Here is a 25,898-nt window from a genome sequence, read left to right on the forward strand (position 1 = left end):
ATGATCGAGGCGCTGATCGACCCCTCCGACAGCCCCGAGCGGCAGCGCGAGAAGCTTCTGACCATCGCGCAGGTGCTGATGCGCCGGGTCGAGCAGATTACCGACGATTCCGGTGCCGCCTATGCGCAGTTCCAGCGTGCCGTCCTGCTGGAGGATCAGGTCCGCGCCCGCACGCGCGAGTTGGGCCATGCGCTGGACCTGCTGAACAACTCGAACAGCCGCCTGGCCGAGGCGATGCGCGAGGCCGAAAGCGCGCGCCAGAACCTGGCAAACGCGATCGAGACGATCCAGGAAGGCTTTGCGCTGTTCGACGTGGGCGAAAAGCTGGTGATGTGCAATTCGCGCTTCGGCATGCACATGCCCGATATCCGCGCCAGCCTGCGGCCGGGAATCTCGTTTGCCGATTACGTGGGCCTGGTCAGCTGCTCGCGCTTTCTGTCGCTGCCCGACGGCACCACGCCCGATGACTGGGCGGTGGCGCGGATGCGCCGGCATCAGGACCGGCATGTGATCTTCAACGTCCGGATGGATGCCGATCACTGGGTGCAGGTCAGCGAACATCGCACCGCCGATGGCGGGACGGTGATCCTGCAGACCGATGTGACCGAGATCATCCGCACCGAACGGCACGAACGCGGCCGGCTCTTGGACGATCAGGCCCGGATGATCCGCGCGACGCTGGACCATATCAACCAGGGCGTGGCGATCTTTGATGCGGGCGGGCATCTGGGCGGCTGGAACCGGCGGCTTGCCACGCTTCTGGCGCTGCCGGCCAGCGTGACGCGGGTCGGCGTGTCGTTCCAGACGCTGTTCGCCCGGCTGAGCGAACAGCTGAGTTTCGGCGGCCCGGTGCCGGTTGCGCGCGACCGGCTGCTGGCCTGGGTGGCGGCCGGGCCCGGCCGGGCGCCGATCTCGTTCGAGCTGCGCCGCGGCAGCGAGCTGATCCTGGATGTCTTCGCGCAGGAAATGCCCGATTCCGGCTTTGTGATGAGCTTCACCGATGTCACCGCCGAGCGCGCGGCGCTGGCGGCGCTGAGCCGGGCGAATGAGACGCTTGAGGCGCGGGTGGCCGAACGCACGCTGGAATTGCAGGATGCGCTGGCCGATGCGGAACGCGCGAATGCCAGCCGCTCGCGCTTTGTGGCGGCGGCCAGCCATGACCTGCTGCAACCGCTGTCGGCCGCGAAACTGTATATCTCGTCGATTGACGACGAGGCTTTGGCGCCGGCCGCGCGGGTGGCGCTGGACAAGGCGCAGAACGCGCTTCTGTCGGTTGAAGGCTTGCTGGCGGCGCTGCTGGATATCTCGCGGCTGGAATCGGGCAAGGCCGCGCTCAGCGTCGGGCCGGTGGCGCTGGACCCGCTTCTGCGCCGTCTGGCCGAGGATTTCGCCCCGATGGCCGCGGCCAAGGGACTGCGGCTGATCACCGTGCCCTGTCAGGCGGTGGTGGAAAGCGATCCGGCCTATCTGCGGCGGATCCTGCAGAACCTGATTTCCAACGCGATCCGCTATACGGATCGCGGCCGGGTGCTGGTGGGGGCGCGGCATCGGGGCGCGCTGATCCGGCTGGAGGTGCGCGATACCGGCCCCGGCATCCCCGCCGAGGCGCAGCGCGACATCTTCAAGGAATTCCACCGGCTGAACGCCCGCGCCTCGGCCTCGGAAGGGATGGGGCTGGGCCTGGCCATTGTCGAGCGGGCCTGTGCGCTTCTGGGCCATGGGCTAAGCCTGGACTCGACCCCGGGCCGCGGCACTTGTTTTGCGCTGGAGCTGCCCCTGGTGGCCGAGACCCCGCCCGAGGCGGTGGCCGATGCAAGCCCGCCGCCGCGCCCCACCGCGCAGGACAAGATCGCGCTTCTGGTGGAAAACGACGTGGAACTGCGGGCGGCGTTGGTCTTGACGCTGGAAAGATACGGGCTGACGGTGATCGAGGCCGGATCAGGGGAAGAGGCGCTGCGGCTGATTGACGAGATCGGCATCCTGCCCGATCTGATCCTGGCCGACCATCAATTGGGCGAGGGGCGCACCGGCCTGTCCTTCCTGCTGGATTTCCGCGCGCTGCACGGCCCGCTGCCGGTCTGGCTGATCACGGCGGATCGCAGCCGGGATCTGGCCGGTTCGGCCCGGGCGGCGGGGATGGGGTTGATCCTGAAGCCGATCGAGCCGCGCGAGCTGGAGCAGGTTCTCGCGCATCTGTGACGCGGCCTGGTCTTACGACCAAGGCAGCATGGCAGCGCGCGGCCGGGACCGCTAGGCTGCGATCAGCATTGGGGGAGGCGCGCATTGGCCGACCCGACGGGGAGGATTGCATGAAACTGACCGACAGCCGCGAGATTGCCGCTGCGCCTGCCATCGTCTGGCAGGCGATCCTTGACCCGGAGGTGCTGAAGGAATGCATCCCCGGCTGCCAAAGCCTGACCGGCTCGGTCGCGGAAGGCTATGAGGCGGTGGTGAAGCAGAAGGTCGGCCCGGTCTCGGCCACTTTCACCGGCATCGTCAGCCTGTCCGACATCGTCGAAGGCCAGTCGGTCAAGATCTCGGGTGAAGGCAAGGGCGGCGTCGCGGGCTTTGCCAAGGGCGGCGCGGTGGTGACGCTGGCGCCCTCGGGCGAGGGCACGCTGCTGACCTATGATGTCGATGCCAGCGTCGGCGGCAAGATCGCGCAGCTGGGCAGCCGGATCATCGACAGTTTCGCCAAGAAGATGGCCGACGATTTCTTCTCGCGCTTCCAGGCCGCCGTCGAAGGCCCGGCCGAAGAGCCGGCGGCCGAGGAAGGCGTTGCCGATTCGGGGGAAAAGAAGAAAGGCTGGTTCAAGCGGCTGACCGGCGGCTGAGTGTCGCCGTTCCGCAAGACCGCAAACTACCCAGGGATTCCAAGGGAGGACGACATGACGAAAGTCACCATGACCGTGAACGGCAAGACCGTCTCGGGCGAGGTTGAAGGCCGGACGCTGCTGTCCGGCTTTCTGCGCGAGGGGCTGGGCCTGACCGGCACCCATATCGGATGCGACACCAGCCAATGCGGCGCCTGCACCGTGCATGTGAACGGGCGGGCGGTGAAATCCTGCACCGTCTTCGCGCTGGATGTGGCCGGGGCCGAAGTGAAGACGATCGAGGGCATGGCCAATGCCGACGGCTCGCTTTCGGTGCTGCAGCAGGCCTTCCAGGATTGCCACGGGCTGCAATGCGGCTTCTGCACCCCGGGCATGGTGATGGCCTCGGCGGCGCTGCTGGCCGACAATCCGACGCCCAGCGAGGCCGAAGTTCGCCACGGGCTGGAAGGCAATCTCTGCCGCTGCACCGGCTATCACAACATCGTCAAGGCTGTGCTGCAGGCCTCGGGCCAGGACATCACGGCCATTCCGGCCTGATCACGCGCCAATCGCAATCCGCCCGCCGCTGCCATGCGGTCGGGCCAGAGGGAGGATTTCATGCCGAAGGACACGGGCATTGGCGCTCCGATGAAGCGCCGCGAGGACATCCGGTTTCTGACCGGGAAGGGCCGCTACACGGCCGATATCAATCTGCGCGGGCAGGCCTATGCCGCCTTCGCGCGCAGCGAAGTGGCGCATGGCAAGATCAATGCGATCGACACCAGGGCCGCTTCCGAAATGCCGGGCGTCTTGTGCGTCATGACGGGCGAGGATTTCGCCGCCATGGGGGGCAACCCCGCCGGCTGGCTGATCAACAGCCGCGACGGCACCCCGATGCGCGAGCCGAAGCGGCCGGTTCTGGCCCATGGCAAGGTGCGCCATGTGGGCGACGCCTATGCGGTCGTGGTGGCCGAGACGGTGGAACAGGCGCGCGACGCGGTGGCGGCGATCGAGGCCGACATCACCGAACTGCCCGCCATCGTCGACATGAAGGCCGCGCTGGCCGACAGCGGCAATCGCGTGCATGACGAGATCCCCGACAATCTGTGCTTCGACTGGGGCTGGATCGAGGACAACCGCGCCGCGGTGGAAGAGGCTTTCGCCAAGGCCCCGCATGTGACCACGCTGGAACTGGTGAACAACCGCCTGGTCCCGAATGCGATGGAGCCGCGCGCTTCGCTGGCCGATTACAACCCGGGGACCGAGGATTACACGCTTTACACCACCTCGCAGAACCCGCACCTGCACCGCCTGCTGATCGCGGCCTTCGTGATGGGCATTCCCGAGCATAAGCTGACCGTGATCGCCCCCGATGTGGGCGGCGGCTTCGGCTCGAAGATCTACCATTACGGCGAAGAGGCCGCGGTGCTGGCCGCCGCCAAGGCCTTGAAACGGCCGGTGAAATGGGTGGCCGACCGGACCGAAAGCTTCCTGTCGGATGCGCATGGCCGCGACCATGTGACGAAGATCCAGCTGGCTTGCGAAAAGGATGGCACCTTCCTCGCGCTGCGCACCGAGACCCTGGCCAATGTCGGCGCCTATCTGTCGAACTTCGCCACCGCGACGCCGACCTTCCTGCATGGCACGCTGATGGCGGGGCCCTACAAAACGCCGCTGGTCTACGTGAACGTGAAAGCCGTTTTCACCAACACCGCCCCGGTCGATGCCTATCGCGGCGCGGGCCGGCCGGAAGCGACGTTCTCGATCGAGCGGATCGTCGACAAGGCCGCGGACGAGCTGGGGATCGACAAGCTGGAGATCCGCCGCAAGAACCTGATCGGCGCCGATCAGTACCCTTACACCACGCCCGTGGGCCTGGTTTACGACACCGGCAATTATGCCGCGACGCTGGACAAGATGGTCGAGCTGGCCGACGTGGCGGGCTTTGAAAAACGCGCGGCCGAGTCGAAGGCGCGCGGCAAGCTGCGCGGCATCGGCTATTCGACCTGGATCGAGGCTTGCGGCATTGCGCCCTCGAACCTGGTGGGCGTGTTGGGCAGCCGGGTCGGGCTGTTCGATGCGGCCACGGTGCGGGTGAACGCGACCGGCAATCTTTCGGTGATGACCGGCGCCCACAGCCACGGCCAGGGCCATGAGACGGTCTTCGCGCAGGTCGTGGCCGAAAAACTGGGCATCCCGGAATCCTCGATCGAGATCGTCCATGGCGACACGTCGAAAATTCCTTTCGGCATGGGCTCTTACGGCTCGCGCAGCCTGGCGGTTGCCGGATCGGCCATGGTGAAGGCGGTCGACAAGATCATCGCCAAGGGCAAGAAGATCGCCGCCCATATGCTGGAAGCGGCCGAGGACGACATCACCTTCGAGAACGGCAAGTTCCAGGTGGCCGGCACCGACAAGGCGAAGACTTTCGGCGAGATCGCCTTCTCGGCCTATGTGCCGCACAACTACCCGCTCGAGACGCTGGAGCCGGGGCTTGAGGAATCGGCCTTCTACGATCCGGGCAACTTCACCTATCCCGCCGGCGCCTATGCCTGCGAGGTCGAGGTCGATCCGGATACCGGCCGGGTCGAGATCCTGTCCTTCACCGCGGCCGATGATTTCGGCAATGTCATGAACCCCTTGATCGTTCAGGGTCAGGTGCATGGCGGCGTGGGGCAGGGGATCGGTCAGGCGCTGCTGGAAAACACCACCTATGACGAAAACGGCCAGCTTCTGTCGGGCAGCTTCATGGATTACGCCATGCCGCGGGCCGATGACGTGCCGTTCTACACTGTCGATCACAGCTGCAACACGCCCTGCACCCATAACCCGCTTGGGGTGAAGGGCTGCGGCGAGGCCGGCGCCATCGGCTCGCCGCCGGCGGTGGTCAATGCGGTGGTCGATGCGCTGCGGCGCGGCGGCCATACGGGGATCAGCCATATCGACATGCCGGTCTCGCCGTCGCGGGTCTGGCAGGCGATGCAGGCGTAAAGGGGAGGGATCATCATGTATGACTTCGAATTCGTGAAACCCGCCTCGATTGCCGATGCGGTGAAGGCCCTGAAGGAAGACGGCGCGCAGGCGCTGTCGGGCGGGCAGACGCTGATCGCCACGATGAAGCAGCGGCTGGCCGCACCGGGCACGCTGGTCAGCCTGACCGGGATCGCCGAGATGAAGGGCGTCTCGGCGGCGGGCGGGCAATTGACGGTCGGCGGGGCGACGCCCCATGCCGTGGTCGCGGCCGAGGCGAAGGCCGCCTATCCCGGCCTTGCCGCCCTGGCCGGCGGGATCGGCGATCCGATGGTGCGCAACCGCGGCACGATCGGCGGCTCGATCGCCAACAATGACCCGGCGGCCTGCTATCCTTCGGCCGTGCTGGCCTCGGGGGCGACGGTGGTGACCGACCGGCGCAAGATCGCGGCCGATGACTATTTCCAGGGCCTGTTCACCACGGCGCTGGAAGAGGGCGAGATCGTCACCCAGGTGATCTTCCCGATCCCGGAAAAGGCGGCCTATGTGAAGTTCAACCAGCCGGCCAGCCGCTTTGCGCTGACCGGGGTCTTCGTGGCGAAATTCGCCTCGGGCGTGCGGGTCGCCGTCACCGGCGCCGGCGCCGATGGCGTTTTCCGCTGGACCGAGGCGGAAGAAGCGCTGTCGAAAGACTTCAGCCCCGCGGCGGTCGACGGCCTTTCGGTCGATCCCTCGGGCCTGATGGGCGATCTTCACGGAACGCCGGAATATCGGGCAAACCTGATCAAGGTGCTGACGAAACGCGCCGTCGCCGCCGCCTGAGCCGCATCTGACGGCAAGGCAACGGCCCGGGCCCCAAAGCCCGGGCCGTTTGCACTTTTCCAACCCGCCCGGGCTGGAGTGTCATCTGGGCGTTGCCGAATCCCGGCAGGGATATCGGCAGGGCCCCGCGTCGGGCCCACAGGTGCTGGGGGGTTGCACCGATCGAACTCCCAGATATAGTCAGGCTGTCGGGGCGGGGCTCCCCGCCCTCGGGCCAGGTCTGGCAGACGGGGCAGGAACGGAGTCTCGGACGGAATGGACGGCGATTTCAGAACTCAATTCGTGCGCGAACCCGCGGGGTTGAAGCATTTCCCCGCGCTGGTGCTGAACGCCGATTACCGACCGCTCAGCTATTACCCGCTGTCGCTTTGGCCCTGGCAGGAAGCGATCAAGGCCGCCTTCCTGGACCGGGTGCAGATCGTCGCCGAATACGATCATGTGGTGCGCAGCCAAAGGCAGGAATTCAGGATCCCCTCGGTCGTCGTCTTGAAAGAATTCGTAAAACCCCAGAAGCGCGTGGCCTTCACGCGCTTCAATCTTTTTCTAAGGGACGAATTCTGCTGCCAGTATTGCGGCGCCAAGGGCGATCTGACCTTCGACCATGTCATCCCGCGATCGCGCGGGGGGATCACGTCTTGGGAAAACGTCGTTGCCGCCTGCAGCCCCTGCAATCTGCACAAGGCCAACAAGACGCTGCGGCAATCGGGCCTGCAGCTGCGCAAGCCGCCGCGCGCGCCCACGGCGGCCGAGATGCAGGGCCATGGCCGCCGCTTCCCGCCGAATTTCCTGCACGACAGCTGGATGGACTACCTGTACTGGGATGCCGAGCTGGAGGCCTGAGGCAAGGTCGCTTTCCTGTGTCATCTGGTCGTTACAAAAGCTTCACAAATCCCGGCCCGCATGATCAGGTGGCGGCTTCCTGTCGGAGACGCCCATGGTCATTCCCCTGCATATCGCCGCGTTCAACCTGTTTGTTGCCCTATCCTGCGGGGCGCTGATCGGGTCTGAACGACAGGTGCGTCAGCGCATGGCGGGCCTGCGCACCAATGCGCTGGTGGCGCTGGGGGCGGCCTGTTTCGTGGTCTTCTCGCAGTTGTTCCCGGACGAGGTGTCGCCCACGCGGGTGGCGGCGCAGGTCGTGTCGGGGATCGGCTTTCTGGGCGCCGGGATCATCTTTCGCGACGGGTTCAACGTGCATGGGCTGAACACGGCCGCGACGCTGTGGTGTTCGGCGGGCGTGGGCATTCTGGCCGGGGCCGGGCATTGGGACCATGCGCTGGTGATGACGGGCTGCGTGGTCTTCGTGAATCTGGGGCTGCGGCCCCTGGTGAAATGGCTGAAGCGCAAGACCCGGGCCGGCGTTCCGATCCTGCGCAGCTTCCGGGTCGAGGTGACGGTGGCCGAGGCGCAGGAAGCCATGGCGCGCGGGCTGATCCTGCGCACCCTGTCGCTGGCCGGCATGCATCTGAGCGAGATCGACGTGCGGCCCTCGGACCGGGGGTCGGGGCTGGACCTCTCGGCCACGGTCAGCGCCGAGGGGCCCGGAGAGCTGGCGCTGGAACAGGCGGTTCAGCGCCTTGCCGCCGAGCCGGGCCTTATTCGTGTGCGCTGGCAGTCGCTGGACGAGGCCTAGCGCAGGCCGCGGCCGCCTTCTCGCTTTCCGGCACCCGCGCTGCGATGCTAGACAGGGCGCGGGCTTCGCGCTAGAACGCCCCCGTTAGCGCTAACAGTCAAGCGAGGAACCGCCATGGTCGTGCGCGTCATTCCGGTGGATCCCTTCGATCTGGTGATCTTTGGCGGCACGGGCGATCTGGCCCGGCGCAAGATCTTTCCGGGTCTCTACCGCCGCTTTCAGGCCGGGCAGATCCCGGCCGAGGCGCGGATCATCGGCGCCGCGCGCGGCGAGCATGACGATGACGAATTCCGCGGCATGATCGCCGAGTCGATCGCCGAGTTCGTGCCCGAGGCGCGGCGCGATGCCGACAGTCTGGGCGCCTTCCTGCAGCGGCTGTTCTACATCGCCATCGACGCCCGGGGCGAGCAGGGCTGGGCGCAGCTGAAGCAGACCATGCGCATCGACGTGGTGCAGGCCTATTACTTCTCAGTGGCGCCGGCGCTGTTCGGTGACATTGCCGAGCGGCTGACCAGCCATGGCATCGCCGGGCCCGAAGCGCGGATCGTGGTGGAAAAGCCGTTCGGCCGCGATCTGGCCTCGGCCCGGGCGCTGAACGCCACGCTGGCGCTGCATTTCGCCGAAGGCCAGATCTACCGGATCGACCATTATCTGGGCAAGGAAACCGTCCAGAACCTGATGGCGGTGCGCTTTGCCAATATCCTGTTCGAGCCCTTGTGGAAGTCGGAATATATCGACCATGTCCAGATCACCGTGGCCGAGACGGTGGGGGTCGATGGCCGCGGCGCCTATTACGACAAGTCGGGCGCGATGCGGGACATGGTGCAGAACCACCTGATGCAGCTTCTGTGCCTGATCGCGATGGAGCCGCCCTATCACTTCGATCCGGATGCGGTGCGCGACGAGAAGCTGAAGGTGATCCGCGCGCTGGATCCGGTGCCGTCGCATGACATCGTGCGCGGCCAGTATCTGGCCGGGTCGGGCGAGGGCGGGTATCTTGAGCATTCCGAGAACCCGCAAAGCCGGACCGAAAGCTATATCGCGCTGAAAGTGGCGATTTCCAACTGGCGCTGGAAGGGCACGCCCTTCTATCTGCGCACCGGCAAAAGGCTGCGCGCGCGGGCCAGCGAGATTGCCGTGACCTTCCGCGAGCCGCCGCATTCGATCTTCGACGATGCCGAAGGCTGGCGCGAGAATGTGCTTGTCATCCGCCTGCAACCCGATGAGGGCATGCATCTGATGGTGATGATCAAGGAACCGGGACCGGGCGGAATGCGGCTGACGCAGGTGCCATTGGACATGTCCTTCGCCGAGGCTCTGGGCCCCGAGGCCGAAGATGTGCCCGATGCCTATGAGCGGCTGATCATGGATGTGATCCGTGGCAATCAGACCCTGTTCATGCGCGGCGACGAGGTCGAGGCCGCCTGGGCCTGGACCGACCCGATCATCGAGGGCTGGGAAGAGCGCAGCGACCGGCCTCAGCCCTATGACGCCGGAACCTCGGGGCCCGAAGATGCATTGATGCTGATGCACCGCGATGGGCGGCGCTGGCGGGAGATCAGGTAATGGAATTTGTCGACTATCCGGACCGCGAGCTGATGTATCTGTCGCTGGCCGACAAGATCGCCGGCGAATTGGCCGATTTTCTGCGCCGCGAGGGCCGCGCCTCGCTTTGCGTGCCGGGCGGCACGACGCCGGGGCCGGTCTTCGACACGCTGTCGGGCGTCGATCTGGACTGGCCGAATGTCGCGGTTTTCCTGAACGATGAGCGCTGGGTGCCCGAGGACGATCCGCGCTCGAACACGCGGCTCTTGCGCGAACATCTGTTGCGCGGGCGCGCGGCCCGGGCGCGGCTGGTGCCGCTGTGGCTGCCCGGCGCGGCCGAGCCGGAACAGGCGCTTGAGGTCCTGGAAGACGGGCTGCGCCCGCATCTGCCGATTTCGGTCCTTCTGTTGGGCATGGGGACCGACATGCACACCGCCTCGCTTTTCCCCGGCGCCGACCGGCTGGCCGAGGCGCTGGCCGCTTCGGCGCCGTTGCTGATGCCGATGCGGGCCGAGGCGGCGGGCGAGCCGCGGGTGACGCTGACCGCGCCGGTGCTGCAGGGGGCGCTGAAGATCCATGTTCTGATCACCGGGGCGGAAAAGCGCGCGGCGCTGGAACGCGCCCAGGGCTTGACGCCGGCCGAGGCACCGATCAAGGCGCTGCTGGCCAATGCAACCGTCCACTGGGCCGAATAGGCCGATCCGGGGAAGACATATGACGCAATGGGATGCGCTGAAGGCCCATCACGCCGCCACGGCGGACCGCCCGATCCTGGCCCTGTTCGATGATCCGGCCCGGGCGGCCGGGTTCTCGGTCGCGGCCGATGGCATGCTGTTCGACTATTCCAAGACCGGGATCGACGCCCGGGCGCGCGAGCTGCTGCTGGACCTGGCCGAAGGGGCGGGGGTGGCGGCGCGGCGTGCGGCGATGTTCGCGGGCGAGAAGATCAACGAAACCGAGGGTCGCGCCGTCCTGCATGTGGCGCTGCGCGCCGGCGATCAGGCGGTGATCGGGGTCGATGGCGCCGATGTGCTGCCCGAGATCCGCGCGACCCGCGCCCGCACCTATGCTTTCGCCGAGGACGTGCGCTCGGGCGCGTTTGCGGGGCAGGGCGGGCGGATCACCGATGTGGTGAATATCGGCATCGGCGGGTCTGACCTGGGCCCGGCCATGGCGACGCTGGCGCTGGCGCCCTTTCACGACGGGCCGCGGCTGCATTACGTCTCGAATGTGGACGGCGCGCATATCCATGACACGCTGGCCGGGCTGAACCCGGAAACCACGCTGGTGATCGTGGCCTCAAAGACCTTCACCACGATCGAGACGATGACCAATGCCGAAACCGCGCGGGCCTGGATGGCGGGCAAGGTCGCCAACCCCGCCGCGCAATTCGCCGCGGTCAGCACTGCCGCCGACAAGACCGCCGCCTTCGGCATCGACGCCGCCCGCGTCTTCGGCTTCGAGGATTGGGTCGGCGGGCGCTATTCGATGTGGGGTCCGATCGGCCTTGGCCTGATGATCGCCGTGGGCCCGCAGGATTTCGACGCTTTCCTGGCCGGTGGCCGGGCGATGGACACGCATTTCACCACCGCACCCTTGGCGCAGAACATGCCGGTGCTGCTGGCGCTGGTGGGCGTCTGGCACAATCAGATCTGCGGCCATGCGACCCGCGCCGTCCTGCCCTATGACCAGCGCCTGTCGCGCCTGCCGGCCTATCTGCAGCAGCTTGAGATGGAATCGAACGGCAAGCGGGTGGCGCTGGACGGGTCGGACCTGACGGTGAATTCCGGCCCCGTGGTCTGGGGCGAGCCGGGGACGAATGGCCAGCATGCCTTCTACCAGCTGATCCATCAGGGCACCCGGGTTGTGCCCTGCGAATTCCTGATCGCCCGGCACGGGCACGAGCCGGACCTGGCGCATCAGCACCTGCTTCTGGTGGCCAATTGCCTGGCGCAATCCGAAGCGCTGCTGCGCGGCCGCAGCCTGGACCAGGCCCGCGCGATCATGGCCAAGAAGGGGCTGACGGGGGCCGAGCTGGACCGTCAGGCGCGCCATCGCGTCTTCCCGGGCAACCGGCCCTCGACGACGCTGGCCTATGACCGGCTGACGCCCTTCGTGCTGGGCCAGATCATCGCGCTTTACGAACACCGGGTCTTTGTCGAAGGGGTGATCCTGAGGATCAACTCTTATGACCAATGGGGGGTGGAACTGGGCAAGGAACTGGCGCTGGCGCTGCAGCCGGTGCTGGAGGGCAAGGCCGGAACCCAGGGCAAGGACGGCTCGACCGCCGCGCTGGTCGCGTTCCTGAAGGGCTGAGCGGCGCGCGATCCTTCGACGAAGGATCGCATCCCGCCCAAGACCCTTCCCGTCATGACAAAGGGGGCCGCCGGCCCCCTTTTGATCCTTCGGCGAAGGATCGCGTGCCGCTTACAGAAGCGCCGCGGTGACGATCACCTCGACCTTGTATTCGGGGGCGGCCAGCTTGGCCTCGCCGGTGGCGCGGGCGGGCGTATGGCCCTGCGGCACCCATTGGTCCCAGACCGCATTCATCTCGGCGAAGCTCGCCATATCGGCCAGCCAGATCTGCGCCGACAGGATGCGGGTCTTGTCGATCCCGGCACCGGCCAGGATGCGGTCCACTTCGGCCAGGCATTGCTTGGTCTGATCCGCCACCGAATCGCCGGGATTGCCGACCTGGCCGGCAAGCCAGAGGATGCCGTTATAGGCCACCGCCTCGGACATCCGGGCACCCACGCCATAGCGCTTGATTTCGCCGCTCATGAGGAACTCCTTTCCACTCTGCCCTGTCGGGATAGCCGCCGGGCGGATGAAAGGAAAGTGCGATCAGGGCAGGGGCTGGCACAGGAAACTGTCGCCCGAGACCGGCGAGAACCAGGACATCGTGCCGTCCGGGTTCATCGCCAGCGACAGCTGGTAGTCATCGGCGAAGGTCAGCGTATAGGTGTCGCCATCGCCGGAGATATCAAGGATCTCCATCTCCTCATCGCCCGGCGCGTAGATCTGTCCGGTGAAGGTGAAGATGCCCACTTCGCAATCCCAGCGGCCTTCAAAGGGCCAGGGCGCGGCCGCGCTCTGGGCCGCAGCCGGCAGCGCGGCCGACAGCAACAGGACCAGCGACAGGGCCAAGGGGGCGCTACGCATCGACGAACCCGTGATCATGAGATGGAGCGGGTGAAGGGAATCGAACCCTCGTCGTAAGCTTGGGAAGCTTCTGCTCTACCATTGAGCTACACCCGCCGATGCCCGTGACCTAAGCGAAGCCGAAGCGCCCGTCAAGCGCGTCGCGGGGCCGGTCGGCGGCAAAGCGAAGGCGGCCGCGCGGGGATCCGGCGGCCGCCTCCTTCGGCACGGCGAGGTGAGGGGTTACTTCGCCGGCAGAAGCACCGTGTCGATCACATGGATGACGCCATTCGACTGCTTCACATCGGCGATGGTGACATGGGCGGTGTTGCCCTGGCCGTCTTCGATCATCAGCATGCCGTCCTTGGCGCTGGCGGTGAATTCACAGCCGCCCACGGTCTTGACCACATGCTTGCCGCCGTCATCGGCCACCATCTTCTGGATATCCGCCGCCATCGCATCGGCCGCGACGACATGGCAGGTCAGGATCTTGACCAGCATGTCCTTGTTTTCGGGCTTCAGCAGGGTTTCCACCGTGCCGGCGGGCAGTTTGGCGAAGGCCTCGTTCGTCGGGGCGAAAACGGTGAACGGGCCCGGGCCCGACAGGGTTTCCACCAGACCGGCGGCCTGCACCGCGGCCACAAGCGTGGTGTGATCGGCCGAATTCGCGGCATTTTCCACAATCGTCTTGGTGTCATACATCGGCGCGCCGCCGACTTCGGGATTGCCAGCCAGAGCGGCGGTCGCGGTCAGCGCCAGAACGGCGGCAAGGCGAAGGGTTTTCATGCAGGTCTCTCCCAGGGTCGGGCGACAGGACCATCCCGCCGCCTCATGCCCGGAGATACGAGCCGGTTTGCGCGAAGTTGCAGTGCCCGCTTGCGATCACGCAGCCGTGATCGCAAATGTCAGGCGCCGATCTCGGCCGACATGACCAGAGGCCCGGTCGGGCCGTCGATCGGGCTGCCGCCCGCGGGCTCCAGCGTGATCGCCAGCGTCCAGCCGGCCTGCGGGCGCGGGCCCGGCAGGGTCAGCGGCGCGGCCTCCAGAAGGCCCAGCGACACGGGCTTGCCCCCCGGCGGGATCAGCCACAGTTCATGCACCTGGCCCGGCGGCGCGGCACTGCCGGCGCTGCGGCTGACGATCAGATCGCCCTCGGCCCAGGTCGCGTCATAGGCGATGGCGCCATCGGCGCTGGCCAGATGCGCCAGATGCTCGGGCCCGGGCTGCAAGAGCGGCAGCGCCACGAAGGCCAGAACCGCGACCGCGCCCGCAAGCCCGCCCAGCGCCCAGCCGAACCAGCCGCCGGCGCGGCGCGGCGGCGACGGGAACAGCCGCGCCTCGACCTTCGCCAGCAGATCGGCCGGCGCCGGCGCTTCGGCATAATCGGCGTTCAGCGGCGACAGCCGCTCTTCCCAGGCGGCGATCCGGGCCGCGAAACCGGCATCGCTGCGCGCCCGCGCCTCGGCCGCCAGACGGTCGGACAAGGGCAGGCTGCCCAGCACATATTCGCCGGCCAGGCCATCATCTTCGTCATGCGGGGGCAGGGGCGTGTCGGTCATTGCTCCAGACACTCCTTCAGCCGCAACAGCCCGCGGCGCAGCCAGCTGCGCATCGTGTTCAGCGGAATACCTGCGCGCGCCGACAAGGCCTCATAGGACAGGCCCTGCAGATAGGCGCCGCGCAGCGCATCGGCGCGCGCGGGCTCGAGCGTGGCGAAACAGTCCGAGATCCGCCGCACCTCGCCCCGGGCGATCAGCTGCGTCTCGGCGCGCGGGGCGGGATCTGCGGCCAGATCCAGCGCTTCGGTGCCGGAACTGTCCTCGGGCCGGGCGCGCAGCCGGTCAATCGCGTGGTTGCGCGCGACCGCGATCAGCCATGTCATGCCACGCCCGCGCGCCGGATCGAAGCGCGCGGCCCGCAGCCAGACACGGGTATAGACCTCTTGCAACGCATCCTCCGCTTCGGCCCTTTGCCCCAGCATACGGAGAAGCACGCCCATGAGTTTCGCCGAGGTCTGGGAATAAAGCGCACGGAAGGCGGCGCGGTCTTGCGCAGCACAGCGGGAAATCAGCGCGGCGACCGGGTCATCCATGCCGAAACCCTAGCGGCTTGCCGCGGGTTTGCAAGGGGGCGACGCCGGGTGCCCCCGCGCCGGGCGCGGCGATCTTGCACAGGGGGCAGGGGTTTGCGATCCGGTGGCGCGGGTTTACCTGTTGCAGGCCGCCCCCCGAACAGGACGATTCCCATGGCCGTTCCCGCCTCGCGTCAGGATCTGCTGGCCGCAATCGCGACCAGCTACGACAAGCTGGCCGCCGATCTGGCGCTCGTGCCGCCGGCCCGCGCGCGTGAGGCGTCGCTGCCCGGCCACAGCGCCGGCACGGTGATGAGCCCGGCCGATCTGGTCGCCTATCTGATCGGCTGGAACGAGCTGGTGTTGAAATGGCTGGACCGCGACGACAGGGGCGAGACGGTGGATTTCCCCGAAACCGGCTACAAATGGAACCAGCTGGGCCAGCTGGCGCAGCGCTTCTACGCCGATCATCGCGATCTGCCCTGGCCCGATCTGCTGGCGCGCCTGGCCCGCGCCAAGGCAGGGCTGGTGGACACCATCGCCGCGCGCACGGACGAAGACCTGTATGGCCGCCCCTGGTATGGCAAATGGACCAAGGGGCGGATGATCCAGTTCAACAGCGCCGCACCCTATGCCAATGCAAGGGCGCGGATCCGGGCCTGGCGGAAGCCGCAGCCCGGCGCCCGTCAGGCCTAACGCCGCCGCCGCCGCCCGCCTTCGCCGCCCCCCGAGGCGGTGTTGAACGAGACCGCGGGCAGGGTGACGATCCGGGCCAGTTCCGGGAACGGGTCCACCGCATGGGGGATCGCATTCGCATTCACGAAATGCTCCTGGAAGCGCGGCTCGATCGCGGTTTCCACCTTGTGGATCTGGCCGACCACCGTTTCGATCTCGTCCCGCGCGGCGCGGTTCAACAGCGCGATCCGCGCGCCGGTGCCGGCAGCGTTGCCGGCGCTTTGCACGTGATCCAGCGGCACATCGGGGATCATCCCCAGGACCATCGCATGTTTGGCGCTGATATGCGCCCCGAAGGCCCCGGCCAGCACCACCCGGTCAACCTTGTCGACCCCGATCTCGTCCATCAGCAGCCGGGCGCCCGCGTAAAGCGCCGATTTCGCCAGCTGGATGGCGCGGATATCGCCCTGCGTGACCATGATCTTCGGCCCACCAGACTCGCGCCCGTCATAAAGCAGATAGCTGTGGGTGCGGCCGAAGGGCAGGCAGCGTTCGGTCCCGGTCTGCTCGGGGCTGCCGATCAGCCCGCCCGCATCGACCAGCCCTGCCATCCGCATCTCGGCCACCGCCTCGATGATGCCGCTGCCGCAGATGCCGGTGATCCCCGTCACCGCGGTTGCCGCGGCAAAGCCCGGATCGTCGGACCACAGATCGCAGCCGATCACCCGGAAGCGCGGCTCTTTCGTCACCGGGTCGATTTCAACCCGCTCGATCGCGCCCGGCGCCGCGCGCTGCCCGCTGGAGATTTGCGCGCCTTCGAAGGCCGGACCCGTGGGCGAGGAACAGGCCAGAACCCGATGTTCATTGCCCAGAAGGATCTCGGCATTGGTGCCGACATCGACGATCAGCACCATGTCCTTGGATTTCTGCGGCTGTTCCGACAGCGCCACCGCAGCGCAATCGGCGCCGACATGGCCGGCGATGCAGGGCAGCACATACATCCGCGCATTGCGGTTCAGCGCCGCAAGCCCGACATCGCGCGCATCCAGCGCCAGGCTGGAGGACAGCGCCAGCGCAAACGGCGACTGGCCCAATTCCACCGGGTCGATGCCCAGGAACAGATGGTGCATCACCGGATTGCAGACCAGCACGATCTCGTAGATCACCTCTGCCGCGACGCCGGCCTGCTGGGCGATCTCGGCCGCCAGCGTGTTCAAGGCCTCGCGCACCGCGCGGGTCATTTCCACATCGCCGCCGGGGTTCATCATCGCGTAGGAGACGCGGCTCATCAGATCCTCGCCGAAGCGGATCTGCGGGTTCATCAATCCCGACGAGGCCAGGACCCGCCCGTCGCGCAGGTCGCACAGATGCGCGGCGATGGTGGTCGAGCCCAGATCGACCGCCAGGCCCAGCAGCGGGCTTTCGTCAAAGCCCGGAAAGATGTCCAGCACCCGATGCGCCGCGTCGTGATTGCCTCGGTTCAACACGACGGTGACCTTCCAGTCGCCCTTGCGCAGGACCGGCTGCAGGCGGCGCAGCACAGACAGATCCGCCTCGACCCGCTCGACGCCCCATTGCGCCTTCAAGGCGCGGGCAAGCCGTTCGAAATCGCCCGAGGGCTCCTCCATGTCGGGCTCTTCCACCTCGACGTAAAGCGCGCGGGTGGCGGGATCCATCTCGATATGCCGCTCGGTCGCGGATTTGCGGATCACCTGCTTGTGGACCTGGCTTTCCGGCGGCACGTCGATGACCACATCGCCCATGATCTTCGCCTGACAGCCCAGCCGGCGGCCGTCGATCAACCCGCGGATCCGCTTGTAGCGGTCCTCGACCGCGTTCCAGTCGCTCAGCGCATCGGCCGAGACGGTGACGCCGTGCTTCGGAAACTCGCCATAGCCCGGGGTGATCTGGCATTTCGAGCAGATGCCGCGGCCGCCGCAGACCGAATCGAGATCGACGCCCAGCTGCCGCGCCGCCGTCAGCACCGGCGTGCCGGGCGCAAAACGCCCGCGCTTGCCCGAGGGGGTGAAGATCACAAGGGGATTCTGGTCGGTCATGGCTGTCTCCGTTCGCCCCCCTGTTCTAGGCCGCCGGCGCGCAGCTGCAACGCCCGCCAGCGGCAGGCGATGGTCAGTCCGCGCCCTTTTCGGCCAAAGGCACGGCCCGCCACAGCACCATCACCACCGCCAGAACCGCAAAGGCCCAGACCGGCAGGCCCAGGAAACCGGCCAGGGCGAACAGCATGCCAAGGACGGGCAAAGCCCATTTCAGCCGCGGCGGCAAAGGGTGCCGCAAGTCGCGGATGACCCAGATCGTCAGGCACAAAAGCGCCAGACTGCCGCCCAGCCAATACGAGACCTGAGCTTGCGTGGCGTGGGCGTGATGGGTCGCAACGTCAACCGAGGCCGCGACCGCCGCCCCCAGGACCGCCGTGGCGCCGAAGACCAGCACATGGCCATAGCCCCACAAAAGCGCCACCGGCAGGCGGGCACTGGCCAGATGCTCTTCCTCGGCGAAATACACCCACCAGATGGCGAAGACGATCACCAGCGCCGCGGTCGCGACCAGCGCCGCCGTGGCCGAGGGATGCTCGGCGAACAGGGCACCATAGCCATGCGCGACCGACAGCACGATCTCGCCCAACGAGATGATCATCAGCAGGCCGTAACGCTCGATGATGTGATGGCGGTGGAAGGGGGTGACCTTGGCGCTTTCGGCAAAGGGCGGCACCGCCAGTTCCAGAACCCAGACCAGCGCGCCGCCGATCAGGAACAGGGGCGTGCCCGGCGCGATGCCGAAATACAGCACGCACCAGCCAAGCTGCGCGATGAAGATCCCCAGGGCATAGCGCAAACAGGTCGTGCGATAGGCCGGATCGCCGGTCGAGGCGCGCAGCCACAGTCCGATCATCCCCAGCCGCATCACCACCCAACCCAGAAGGCCGTAGCTGAAGTCGAGCGTGGCGAAGATATGCTCGGCGCCCCCGGCAAAGATTGCCGCGCCGGCCATGATCACCATGGTCAGCAGGCGATAGACCGCATCGTCATTGTCGAAGGCCGAAGCGAACCAGGTATAGTTCATCCAGGCCCACCAGATCGCGATGAACAGGAAGATGAAGCGGGGCAGGGCCTGAAGCCCGTGGCCCTCCGAGATGGCGTGGTGCAGCCCGGCTGTGACGGCGGCGATGGCCAGAACGGTGATCAGGTCGAAGAACAGCTCCAGCGTGGTCGAGACGCGGTGATGTTCGTCGGGGTTGCGGGGCGGCATGGGGCGCAAAACTTGAAACATTGAATATCCCACTGGTCGTTTTTCGCAGCTGAACCACTTCGCCCCGGCCGCGCAAGCGTTGTTGGCGGCGGGCAGGCGGGTTTTGCGGCCGGCAGACCTTGCGAACGGTATTTTTGCGAAGATGACGGGGGCGGCAGTTGACCTTGGCCCCCGGCCGGCCTAGCTGCCGGGACCATGGCGCGCGCACCCCTTCTTCAGCTTTCCGACATTTCCCTGACCTTCGGCGGCAATCCCGTCTTTGACGGTCTGTCCCTGACCGTGCAGCCGGGCGACCGGCTGGCCTTGGTGGGGCGCAATGGCTCGGGCAAGTCGACCTTGATGAAGGTGATGGCTGGCCTGGTCGAGCCGGACCGCGGCGCCCGCGTCGTGCCGCAGGGCGTGACCGTCGGCTATATGGAGCAGGACCCGGATCTGTCGGGCTATGCGACGCTGGGCGATTACGCGGCCTCGGGCCTGCCCGAGGATCACGCCTGGCGGCTTTCCGTGGTGGCCGAGGGGCTGAAATTCCGCCCCGAGGCGCCGGTTGCGACCGCTTCGGGCGGCGAAAGGCGACGGGCGGCCCTGGCCAAGCTGCTGGCCGAGGCGCCGGAACTGATGCTCTTGGACGAGCCGACCAACCATCTGGACATCCAGGCCATCGAATGGCTTGAGGCCGAGCTGCGCGACACCCGCGCCGCCTTCGTGCTGATCAGCCATGACCGCGCCTTCCTGAAGGCCCTGTCGCGTGCCACGCTCTGGATCGACCGGGGCGAGGTGCGCCGGCGCGAGGCGGGCTTTGACGGGTTCGAAGACTGGCGTGAAGAGGTTTGGGCGGCCGAGGACGAGGCGCGCCACAAGCTGGATCGCAAGATCAAGGCCGAGGCGCGTTGGGCGGTCGAGGGGATCTCGGCCCGGCGCAAGCGCAATATGGGCCGGGTGCGGGCCTTGCAGGCGCTGCGCGAGGAACGCCGCAGCCAGATCCGCCGCCAGGGCACGGCGGCGCTGGAGCTGGAGGCCGGCGCCACGTCGGGGCGCAAGGTGATCGAGGCCGAGCATCTGGCCAAGGCCTTTGGCGACAAGGTGATCGTGCGCGATCTGTCCTTGCGGGTGCTGCGCGGCGACCGGGTGGCCTTCGTGGGCCCGAACGGGGTTGGAAAGACCACGCTTCTCAAGATGCTGACCGGCGAAGTTGAACCTAATTCCGGCAAGGTCACCCTGGGCACCAAGCTGGAGATCGCGGTCTTCGACCAGACCCGTGCCGCGCTGGATGCCGATGCCAGCCTGTGGGAGAACCTGACCGGCGATCCGCTGCTGAAGGTCTCGGGCGCGACGGATCAGGTGCTGGTGCGCGGGCAGAACCGCCATGTCGTGGCCTATCTGAAGGATTTCCTGTTCGACGAGGCGCAGGCGCGCGCGCCGGTGCGCAGCCTGTCGGGCGGCGAAAAGGCGCGGCTTCTTCTGGCCAAGCTGATGGCCAAGCCCGCCAATCTGCTGATCCTGGACGAGCCGACCAACGATCTGGACGTGGAAACCCTGGACCTGTTGCAGGACATTCTGGATGGGTTCGACGGCACGGTGCTGCTGGTCAGCCATGACCGCGATTTCATCGACCGCGTCGCCACCATGACCGTCGCGCTTGAGGGCGAGGGTCGGGCCACGGTCTATCCCGGTGGCTGGTCGGACTATGCGGCGCAGAGGCCTGTTCAGGAAAGTGTCGCGAAGACAGCGCCTTCCGAGCCGAAGCTGAAGCCGGATGTGAAGAGTGTCGCGCCTGCGCCGCGCCCTGCGGCCAGCGGGCTGACCTTCACCGAACGCAAGCGGTTCGACGATCTGCCGGCGCTGATCGCCCGGCTGGAAGCCGAGATCGCCAAACTGACCGAATTCCTGGCCCAACCCGACCTGTTCACCGCCGAGCCGGTGAAATTTCGCAAGGCCTCGGAAGGGCTGGCCGAACGTCAGGCCGCGCTGGCCGCCGCCGAAGAGGAATGGCTGGCCCTGGCCGAACGGGCCTGAGCCGGCGATCCGCGCCGGCCGGCGCCGCCGCACGCCCGCAATGATCCTTCCGCCGCGTCATCGGCCGGGAACGGCCCGTTTCGCGCGCCGCATCGGCCGGTTCTTGCTGCAGCTGCACACGGGCGATCGCGGCCGGCTCACGACCGCTTGAGCCCGCCTTGCCGGAACCGCCGCAAATGCCCAGCGTTAACTCTCGAAGCCGCGCCTCGCCCCGAAGGCAGAATTCGGGACGTGAAGGCCGGCTCGAAACGAAGGAGACAGACATGAAACGTTTTGCGATGGTTCTTGCGGCTTCGGCGGCACTGCCGATGGCCACGGCGGCCTTTGCGGGCGGGATGAGCGAGCCCGTGGTCGAGCCGGTCATCACCCCGGCGCCGGTGCCGGTGGCGGCGCCGACGGGCGATTGGGGCGGCTTCTACGGCGGTGCGCAGCTGGGCTATGGCGATGTCGACACCAACGGGGCCGGCGCCGATGGCAATGGCATGATCGGCGGTATCCATGCCGGCTATCGCTGGGATCTGGGCAAGACCGTTCTGGGTGTTGAAGGCGAATATGACACCGCCAATATCGACCTGGACGGCGGCGGCTCGATCGATTCCGTGGCGCGGCTGAAGCTGATGGCCGGGGCCGATCTGGGCTCGAACCTGATCTATGCCACCGCGGGCGGCGCCTGGGCGGATGCCAAGCTGGGCGGCAGCAGCGCCTCGGACAATGGCTATTTCTACGGCGTGGGTCTGGAACACCAGATGAACAGCCAGTGGAGCGTCGCGGGCGAAGTGCTGCAGCACAAGTTCGACGATTTCGACGGTAGCGGCGTGGATGTGGATGCGACCAGCGTCACCGCCCGGGTGAACTATCGCTTCTGACGGCGCGGCCTTTCAGGCAGCCGGGGGGCCCGCGGTCGAAAGATCGCGGGCCTTCGGCCGTTTCGGGGGGCGCGGGCGCGCGGAAATCCCTTTGCCTTGGGCCGGAAAGCGTGTATCCCGCGCGCCATGACGACATTGCGCGCCATTCGCATCTGCTGCATTCCCCGCTGACCTTTCGGCGCGGGTGCTTCGTCATGACCTTCTGACAAGCCCTCGCGCGGGGACTGCCTGCTGTGCGACCGCCGCTTTCTGAGGGCCTGCGACAAGATGGTGACCATCCGGCTGACGAATTCGATGACCCGGCGGAAGGAAGACTTCCAGCCGATCAACCGCGACCGGGTGGGCATGTATGTCTGCGGTCCCACGGTCTATGACCGGGCGCATCTGGGCAACGCCCGTCCGGTGGTGGTGTTTGACACGCTGTACCGGCTGCTGCGCAATGAATATCAGCCGGATCATGTGAAATATGTCCGCAATTTCACCGATGTCGATGACAAGATCAACGCCGAGGCGCAGCGGCGCAAGGCGGCGGGCCGGCCCGAAAGCCTTGAGGCGCTGATCCGCGAGCGGACCGAGGAAACCATCGCCTGGTATCATGCCGACATGGACGCGCTGGGGGCGCTGCGCCCGGATGTGGAACCGCGGGCGACCGAATTCATCGGCGCGATGATCGCGATGATCGAGGGGCTGATCGCGGCGGGCCATGCCTATGAGGCGGCGGGTCATGTTCTGTTCCGGGTGCGGTCCTACCGCAATTACGGCGCGCTGTCGGGCCGGTCGGTCGATGACATGATCGCGGGGGCGCGGGTCGAGGTGGCGCCCTTCAAGGAAGACCCGATGGATTTCGTGCTGTGGAAGCCCTCGGATGCCGATCTACCGGGCTGGGACAGCCCCTGGGGCCGCGGCCGTCCGGGCTGGCATATCGAATGCTCGGCCATGAGTTACGAATTGCTGGGCGACAGTTTCGACATTCATGGCGGCGGGCTGGACCTGCAATTCCCGCATCATGAGAACGAGATCGCGCAAAGCTGCTGCGCCCATCCGCAGGGCGGCTTCGCCCGCTATTGGCTGCACAATGAGATGCTGCAGGTCGAGGGCAAGAAGATGTCCAAATCCCTGGGCAATTTCTTCACCGTGCGCGATCTGCTGGGCCAGGGCATCCCGGGCGAGGTGATCCGCTTCGTCTTCCTGATGACGCATTACCGCAGCCCGATGGACTGGACGGCGGAAAAGGCGCGGCAGGCGGAAGCTACATTGAGGAAGTGGCACCGTGTCTTGACCGGTGTCGCTCCCACACGCCCCGACGACGTTGTGGTCCACGCTCTTGCGGACGACCTGAATACGCACGGCGCATTGCAGGCGCTTCGCGGTCTCTATGACCGGTTAGAAGATGTGCGGAAAGTCGAAGCATACGGTCATCCCAATGACAGATCGAGCTTGGCAGAGTCCGGGGATGCAATAGAGGGACGTTTTGTAGCTTCGGCTCAACTGCTGGGTCTCCTGCTCGCGGGAGGGGACGCCTGGATTGGAGCCGGCGTCGATCTCGCTCCCTACACCGCGCGTCTGACCGCACTGCGCGAAGCCGCCATGGCGTCAAAGGACTTCTCCGCCGTCGACGCGCTGAAATCCGCCCTGACTGCGGCCGGGGTCGAGGTGCGCATGTCCAAGGCCGGGGTCGAACTGCTGCCGGGCCCGGGCTTCGATGCCTCGAAGCTAGAGGCGCTGCAATGATCGTCCGTGCCCACCGGAGTTTTCGAAAACTCCGGCCAAGTTTCTTCGAAGAAACTTGCCAAATTCCTTCGAAGGAATTTGGCCTGGGCGCAGCACGGCCTGCCGCCCCCACCCGTTGACCTGCCCGGACCTGCAAGGACCAAGCCATGAGCCCCCGCGACCGCCTTTATCTTTACGACACCACGTTGCGCGACGGGCAGCAGACCCAGGGCGTGCAGTTCTCGGCGCTGGAAAAGGCCCAGATCGCCCGGGCGCTGGATGCTTTGGGCGTCGATTACATCGAGGGCGGCTGGCCGGGGGCGAACCCGACCGACAGCGAATTCTTCGCCGCCGCGCCGCAGACCCGCGCCCGGATGACCGCCTTCGGCATGACCAAACGCGTTGGCCGCTCGGCCGGGAATGACGATGTTCTGGCGGCGGTGCTGAATGCCGGCACCGACACGGTCTGTCTGGTGGGCAAGACCCATCCGTTCCATGTCACCACCGCCCTGGGCGTCTCGCTTGACGAAAACCGCGCCGCGATTGCCGAGACCTTCGCCCATCTGCGCGGGCTGGGCCGCGAGGTGCTGTTCGATGCCGAGCATTTCTTCGATGGCTATCGTGCCGACCCGGCCTATGCGCTGTCTTGCCTGAAGGCGGCGCATGATCAGGGCGCGCGCTGGCTCGTTCTCTGCGACACCAATGGCGGCACGCTGCCCGAAGAGGTGGGGCGCGTGGTGGCCGAGGTGATCGCGGCGGGCATTCCGGGCGACCGTCTGGGCATTCATTGCCATGACGATACCGGCAATGCGGTGGCCAACAGCCTGGCGGCGGTGCGGGCCGGGGCGCGGCAGATCCAGGGCACGCTGAACGGGCTGGGCGAGCGCTGTGGCAATGCCAATCTGGTCAGCCTGATTCCGACGCTGCTGCTGAAGGAACCCTTCGCCAGCCAGATCGAAACCGGGGTGACGCAGGATGCGCTGCGCGGTCTGGTCAAGACCAGCCGGATGCTGGACGATATCCTGAACCGGGTGCCGCTGCGCAGCGCGCCCTATGTCGGCGCCTCGGCCTTCGCGCATAAGGCGGGGCTGCATGCCAGCGCGATCCTGAAGGATCCCACCACCTACGAACATATCGACCCGGCCCTTGTCGGCAATTCCCGGCTGATCCCGATGTCGAACCAGGCCGGCCAGTCCAATCTGCGGGCGCGGCTGGCCGATGCCGGCGTGGCGATCGACCCCAAGGATCCGCGGCTGCCCGCGATCCTGGACACGATCAAGACGCGCGAGGATCAGGGCTATGCCTATGACGGGGCGCAGGCCAGTTTCGAGCTGGTGGCGCGGCGCGAATTGGGATTGTGCCCCGATTTCTTCGAGGTCGACCGCTACCGTGTCACGGTCGAACGCCGCAAGGACCGGCAGGGCCGCGTGGTCAGCCTGTCCGAGGCGGTGGTCGTGGTGCGCATCGACGGGCAGCAGGTGATGTCGGTCTCGGATTCGGTCGATGCCGATGGCTGCGATCGCGGCCCGGTCAATGCGCTGGCCAAGGCGCTGGCCAAGGATCTGGGCCCCTATCAGGCCGCCATCGACGACATGAAACTGGTCGATTTCAAGGTGCGGATCACCCAGGGCGGGACAGAAGCCGTCACCCGCGTGATCATCGACAGCGAAGACGGGCAGGGGCGGCGCTGGTCGACGGTGGGGGTCAGCCCGAACATCGTCGATGCCTCGTTCGAGGCGCTGCTGGATGCGATCCAGTGGAAGCTGATCCGCGATGGCGCCACGGTCTGACGCATCCCGGCCGGGCGCTGCCGAACCCGCTTCCCCCGGGCCTGCGGCTGGGATATCGGGGGGCGCATGAGCCTGGATGCCTGTGCCGCGCTGTTGCAGCGCGGTGACCCCGATCGCTATCTGTCCGTCCTTGCCGCGCCGCTTTGGGCGCGCGAATTGCTGCTGCCGCTTTACGCCTGCAATCTGGAAATCGCCCGCGCGCCCTGGGCCTCGAAAGAGCCGATGATCGCCGAAATGCGGCTGCAATGGTGGCGCGACACGGTCGAGGCGGCGGGGCAGGGCAGGCCTGCGCGGGCGCATGAAGTGGCGGGCCCGCTGCACCGGCTGATCACCGAGACCGGCCTGCCGGTCGACCCGCTGGACCGGCTGATCGCCGCGCGGCGCTGGGATTGCTGGACCGAGCCCTTCGCCGATCTGGCGGCGCTGGAGACCTATCTGGACGAGACGGGCGGCGGGCTGATGTGGCTTGCGGGGCGCGCGCTTGGTGCGCCTGACACGGCCGAGGCGGCGCTGCGCGCCTATGGCTGGGCCAGCGGATTGGCGGGCTTCCTGCGCGCCGTGCCGGAACTGCAGGCGCGCGGC

At 67.0% G+C, this 25,898-nt stretch carries 23 protein-coding genes and 1 tRNA gene; 16 read left to right on the forward strand and 8 right to left on the reverse strand.

Annotation, left to right across the window (positions count from 1 at the left end):
- The 10 genes from K1Y73_RS06590 to pgi all read left to right on the forward strand — a co-directional run bounded on the left by K1Y73_RS06590 (position 1) and on the right by pgi (position 12,099).
- The gene (locus K1Y73_RS06590) at positions 1-2,199 is read left to right on the forward strand and encodes a PAS-domain containing protein (protein ID WP_225027347.1); all 2,199 of its coding nucleotides are present in this window, start codon (positions 1-3) and stop codon (positions 2,197-2,199) included.
- Positions 2,200-2,309: 110 nt separating this feature from the next.
- Positions 2,310-2,834 carry a CoxG family protein gene (locus K1Y73_RS06595; protein WP_225027349.1) on the forward strand — a complete coding sequence of 175 codons (525 nt, stop codon included), beginning with the start codon at positions 2,310-2,312 and terminating at the stop codon, positions 2,832-2,834.
- Between the two features lie 54 nt (positions 2,835-2,888).
- Entirely contained in the window at positions 2,889-3,371 is a 483-nt protein-coding gene (locus K1Y73_RS06600) for a (2Fe-2S)-binding protein (protein WP_225027350.1), read from the forward strand.
- Positions 3,372-3,431: 60 nt separating this feature from the next.
- A complete protein-coding gene (locus K1Y73_RS06605; protein ID WP_225027352.1) occupies positions 3,432-5,804 on the forward strand; it encodes a xanthine dehydrogenase family protein molybdopterin-binding subunit in 2,373 nt (790 codons plus the stop codon).
- A 15-nt stretch (positions 5,805-5,819) separates the two neighbouring features.
- Positions 5,820-6,605 carry an FAD binding domain-containing protein gene (locus K1Y73_RS06610; protein ID WP_225027354.1) on the forward strand — a complete coding sequence of 262 codons (786 nt, stop codon included), beginning with the start codon at positions 5,820-5,822 and terminating at the stop codon, positions 6,603-6,605.
- Positions 6,606-6,860: 255 nt separating this feature from the next.
- Positions 6,861-7,445, forward strand: coding sequence for an HNH endonuclease (locus tag K1Y73_RS06615; protein ID WP_225027356.1), 585 nt, complete (start codon positions 6,861-6,863; stop codon positions 7,443-7,445).
- 94 nt (positions 7,446-7,539) lie between these two features.
- Positions 7,540-8,238, forward strand: a complete 699-nt coding sequence (locus K1Y73_RS06620; protein ID WP_225027358.1) for an MgtC/SapB family protein — start codon at positions 7,540-7,542, stop codon at positions 8,236-8,238.
- A gap of 114 nt (positions 8,239-8,352) precedes the next feature.
- Positions 8,353-9,804: a glucose-6-phosphate dehydrogenase gene (gene zwf, locus K1Y73_RS06625; protein ID WP_225027359.1), complete on the forward strand. Its 1,452-nt coding sequence runs from the start codon at positions 8,353-8,355 to the stop codon at positions 9,802-9,804.
- Positions 9,804-10,478: a 6-phosphogluconolactonase gene (gene pgl, locus K1Y73_RS06630; RefSeq protein WP_225027360.1), complete on the forward strand. Its 675-nt coding sequence runs from the start codon at positions 9,804-9,806 to the stop codon at positions 10,476-10,478. The genes zwf and pgl overlap by 1 nt, the downstream gene beginning before the upstream one ends.
- A 19-nt stretch (positions 10,479-10,497) precedes the next feature.
- The gene (pgi, locus tag K1Y73_RS06635) at positions 10,498-12,099 is read left to right on the forward strand and encodes a glucose-6-phosphate isomerase (protein ID WP_225027361.1); all 1,602 of its coding nucleotides are present in this window, start codon (positions 10,498-10,500) and stop codon (positions 12,097-12,099) included.
- 111 nt (positions 12,100-12,210) lie between these two features.
- Here the strand turns inward: pgi and K1Y73_RS06640 are convergent, their stop codons facing one another.
- From K1Y73_RS06640 to K1Y73_RS06665, 6 genes are all read right to left on the reverse strand, one after another.
- Positions 12,211-12,564 (reverse strand): RidA family protein, encoded by a 354-nt coding sequence (locus K1Y73_RS06640; RefSeq protein ID WP_225027362.1) that lies wholly within the window; start codon positions 12,562-12,564, stop codon positions 12,211-12,213.
- 63 nt (positions 12,565-12,627) lie between these two features.
- Positions 12,628-12,945, reverse strand: coding sequence for a hypothetical protein (locus K1Y73_RS06645; protein ID WP_225027363.1), 318 nt, complete (start codon positions 12,943-12,945; stop codon positions 12,628-12,630).
- A 22-nt stretch (positions 12,946-12,967) separates the two neighbouring features.
- Positions 12,968-13,041: transfer RNA gene (locus K1Y73_RS06650), tRNA-Gly, on the reverse strand.
- Between the two features lie 126 nt (positions 13,042-13,167).
- Positions 13,168-13,710: a fasciclin domain-containing protein gene (locus K1Y73_RS06655; protein ID WP_225027364.1), complete on the reverse strand. Its 543-nt coding sequence runs from the start codon at positions 13,708-13,710 to the stop codon at positions 13,168-13,170.
- 119 nt (positions 13,711-13,829) lie between these two features.
- Positions 13,830-14,483, reverse strand: coding sequence for an anti-sigma factor (locus tag K1Y73_RS06660; RefSeq protein ID WP_225027366.1), 654 nt, complete (start codon positions 14,481-14,483; stop codon positions 13,830-13,832).
- Positions 14,480-15,016 carry a sigma-70 family RNA polymerase sigma factor gene (locus K1Y73_RS06665; protein ID WP_225027367.1) on the reverse strand — a complete coding sequence of 179 codons (537 nt, stop codon included), beginning with the start codon at positions 15,014-15,016 and terminating at the stop codon, positions 14,480-14,482. The genes K1Y73_RS06660 and K1Y73_RS06665 overlap by 4 nt, the downstream gene beginning before the upstream one ends.
- A gap of 153 nt (positions 15,017-15,169) precedes the next feature.
- Here K1Y73_RS06665 and K1Y73_RS06670 point away from each other — a divergent pair, with 153 nt between their 5' ends.
- Positions 15,170-15,691 carry a ClbS/DfsB family four-helix bundle protein gene (locus K1Y73_RS06670; RefSeq protein ID WP_225027368.1) on the forward strand — a complete coding sequence of 174 codons (522 nt, stop codon included), beginning with the start codon at positions 15,170-15,172 and terminating at the stop codon, positions 15,689-15,691.
- Here K1Y73_RS06670 and K1Y73_RS06675 read toward each other — a convergent pair.
- Together K1Y73_RS06675 and K1Y73_RS06680 are read right to left on the reverse strand one after the other, a co-directional pair.
- Complete coding sequence (locus tag K1Y73_RS06675) at positions 15,688-17,727, reverse strand: ASKHA domain-containing protein (protein ID WP_225027369.1); 2,040 nt, start codon at positions 17,725-17,727, stop codon at positions 15,688-15,690. The two genes, K1Y73_RS06670 and K1Y73_RS06675, sit on opposite strands and share 4 nt — an antisense overlap.
- A gap of 73 nt (positions 17,728-17,800) precedes the next feature.
- Positions 17,801-18,937 (reverse strand): low temperature requirement protein A, encoded by a 1,137-nt coding sequence (locus K1Y73_RS06680; RefSeq protein ID WP_225027370.1) that lies wholly within the window; start codon positions 18,935-18,937, stop codon positions 17,801-17,803.
- Between the two features lie 195 nt (positions 18,938-19,132).
- On the opposite strand from K1Y73_RS06680, the gene K1Y73_RS06685 reads away from it, so the two are divergent.
- The 5 genes from K1Y73_RS06685 to K1Y73_RS06705 form a co-directional block, all read left to right on the forward strand.
- Positions 19,133-20,950: an ABC-F family ATP-binding cassette domain-containing protein gene (locus K1Y73_RS06685; RefSeq protein ID WP_225027371.1), complete on the forward strand. Its 1,818-nt coding sequence runs from the start codon at positions 19,133-19,135 to the stop codon at positions 20,948-20,950.
- 263 nt (positions 20,951-21,213) lie between these two features.
- A complete protein-coding gene (locus tag K1Y73_RS06690; protein ID WP_225027372.1) occupies positions 21,214-21,816 on the forward strand; it encodes an outer membrane protein in 603 nt (200 codons plus the stop codon).
- A gap of 267 nt (positions 21,817-22,083) precedes the next feature.
- Positions 22,084-23,547: a cysteine--tRNA ligase gene (cysS, locus tag K1Y73_RS06695; protein WP_225027374.1), complete on the forward strand. Its 1,464-nt coding sequence runs from the start codon at positions 22,084-22,086 to the stop codon at positions 23,545-23,547.
- Positions 23,548-23,693: 146 nt separating this feature from the next.
- Positions 23,694-25,316, forward strand: a complete 1,623-nt coding sequence (gene cimA / locus K1Y73_RS06700) for a citramalate synthase (protein ID WP_225027376.1) — start codon at positions 23,694-23,696, stop codon at positions 25,314-25,316.
- 66 nt (positions 25,317-25,382) lie between these two features.
- A partial coding sequence (locus K1Y73_RS06705) for a squalene/phytoene synthase family protein (RefSeq protein ID WP_225027377.1) occupies positions 25,383-25,898 on the forward strand: 516 nt, incomplete at its 3' end.

Source organism: Xinfangfangia pollutisoli, from assembly GCF_020179405.1.
GTDB lineage: Bacteria > Pseudomonadota > Alphaproteobacteria > Rhodobacterales > Rhodobacteraceae > Pseudogemmobacter > Pseudogemmobacter pollutisoli.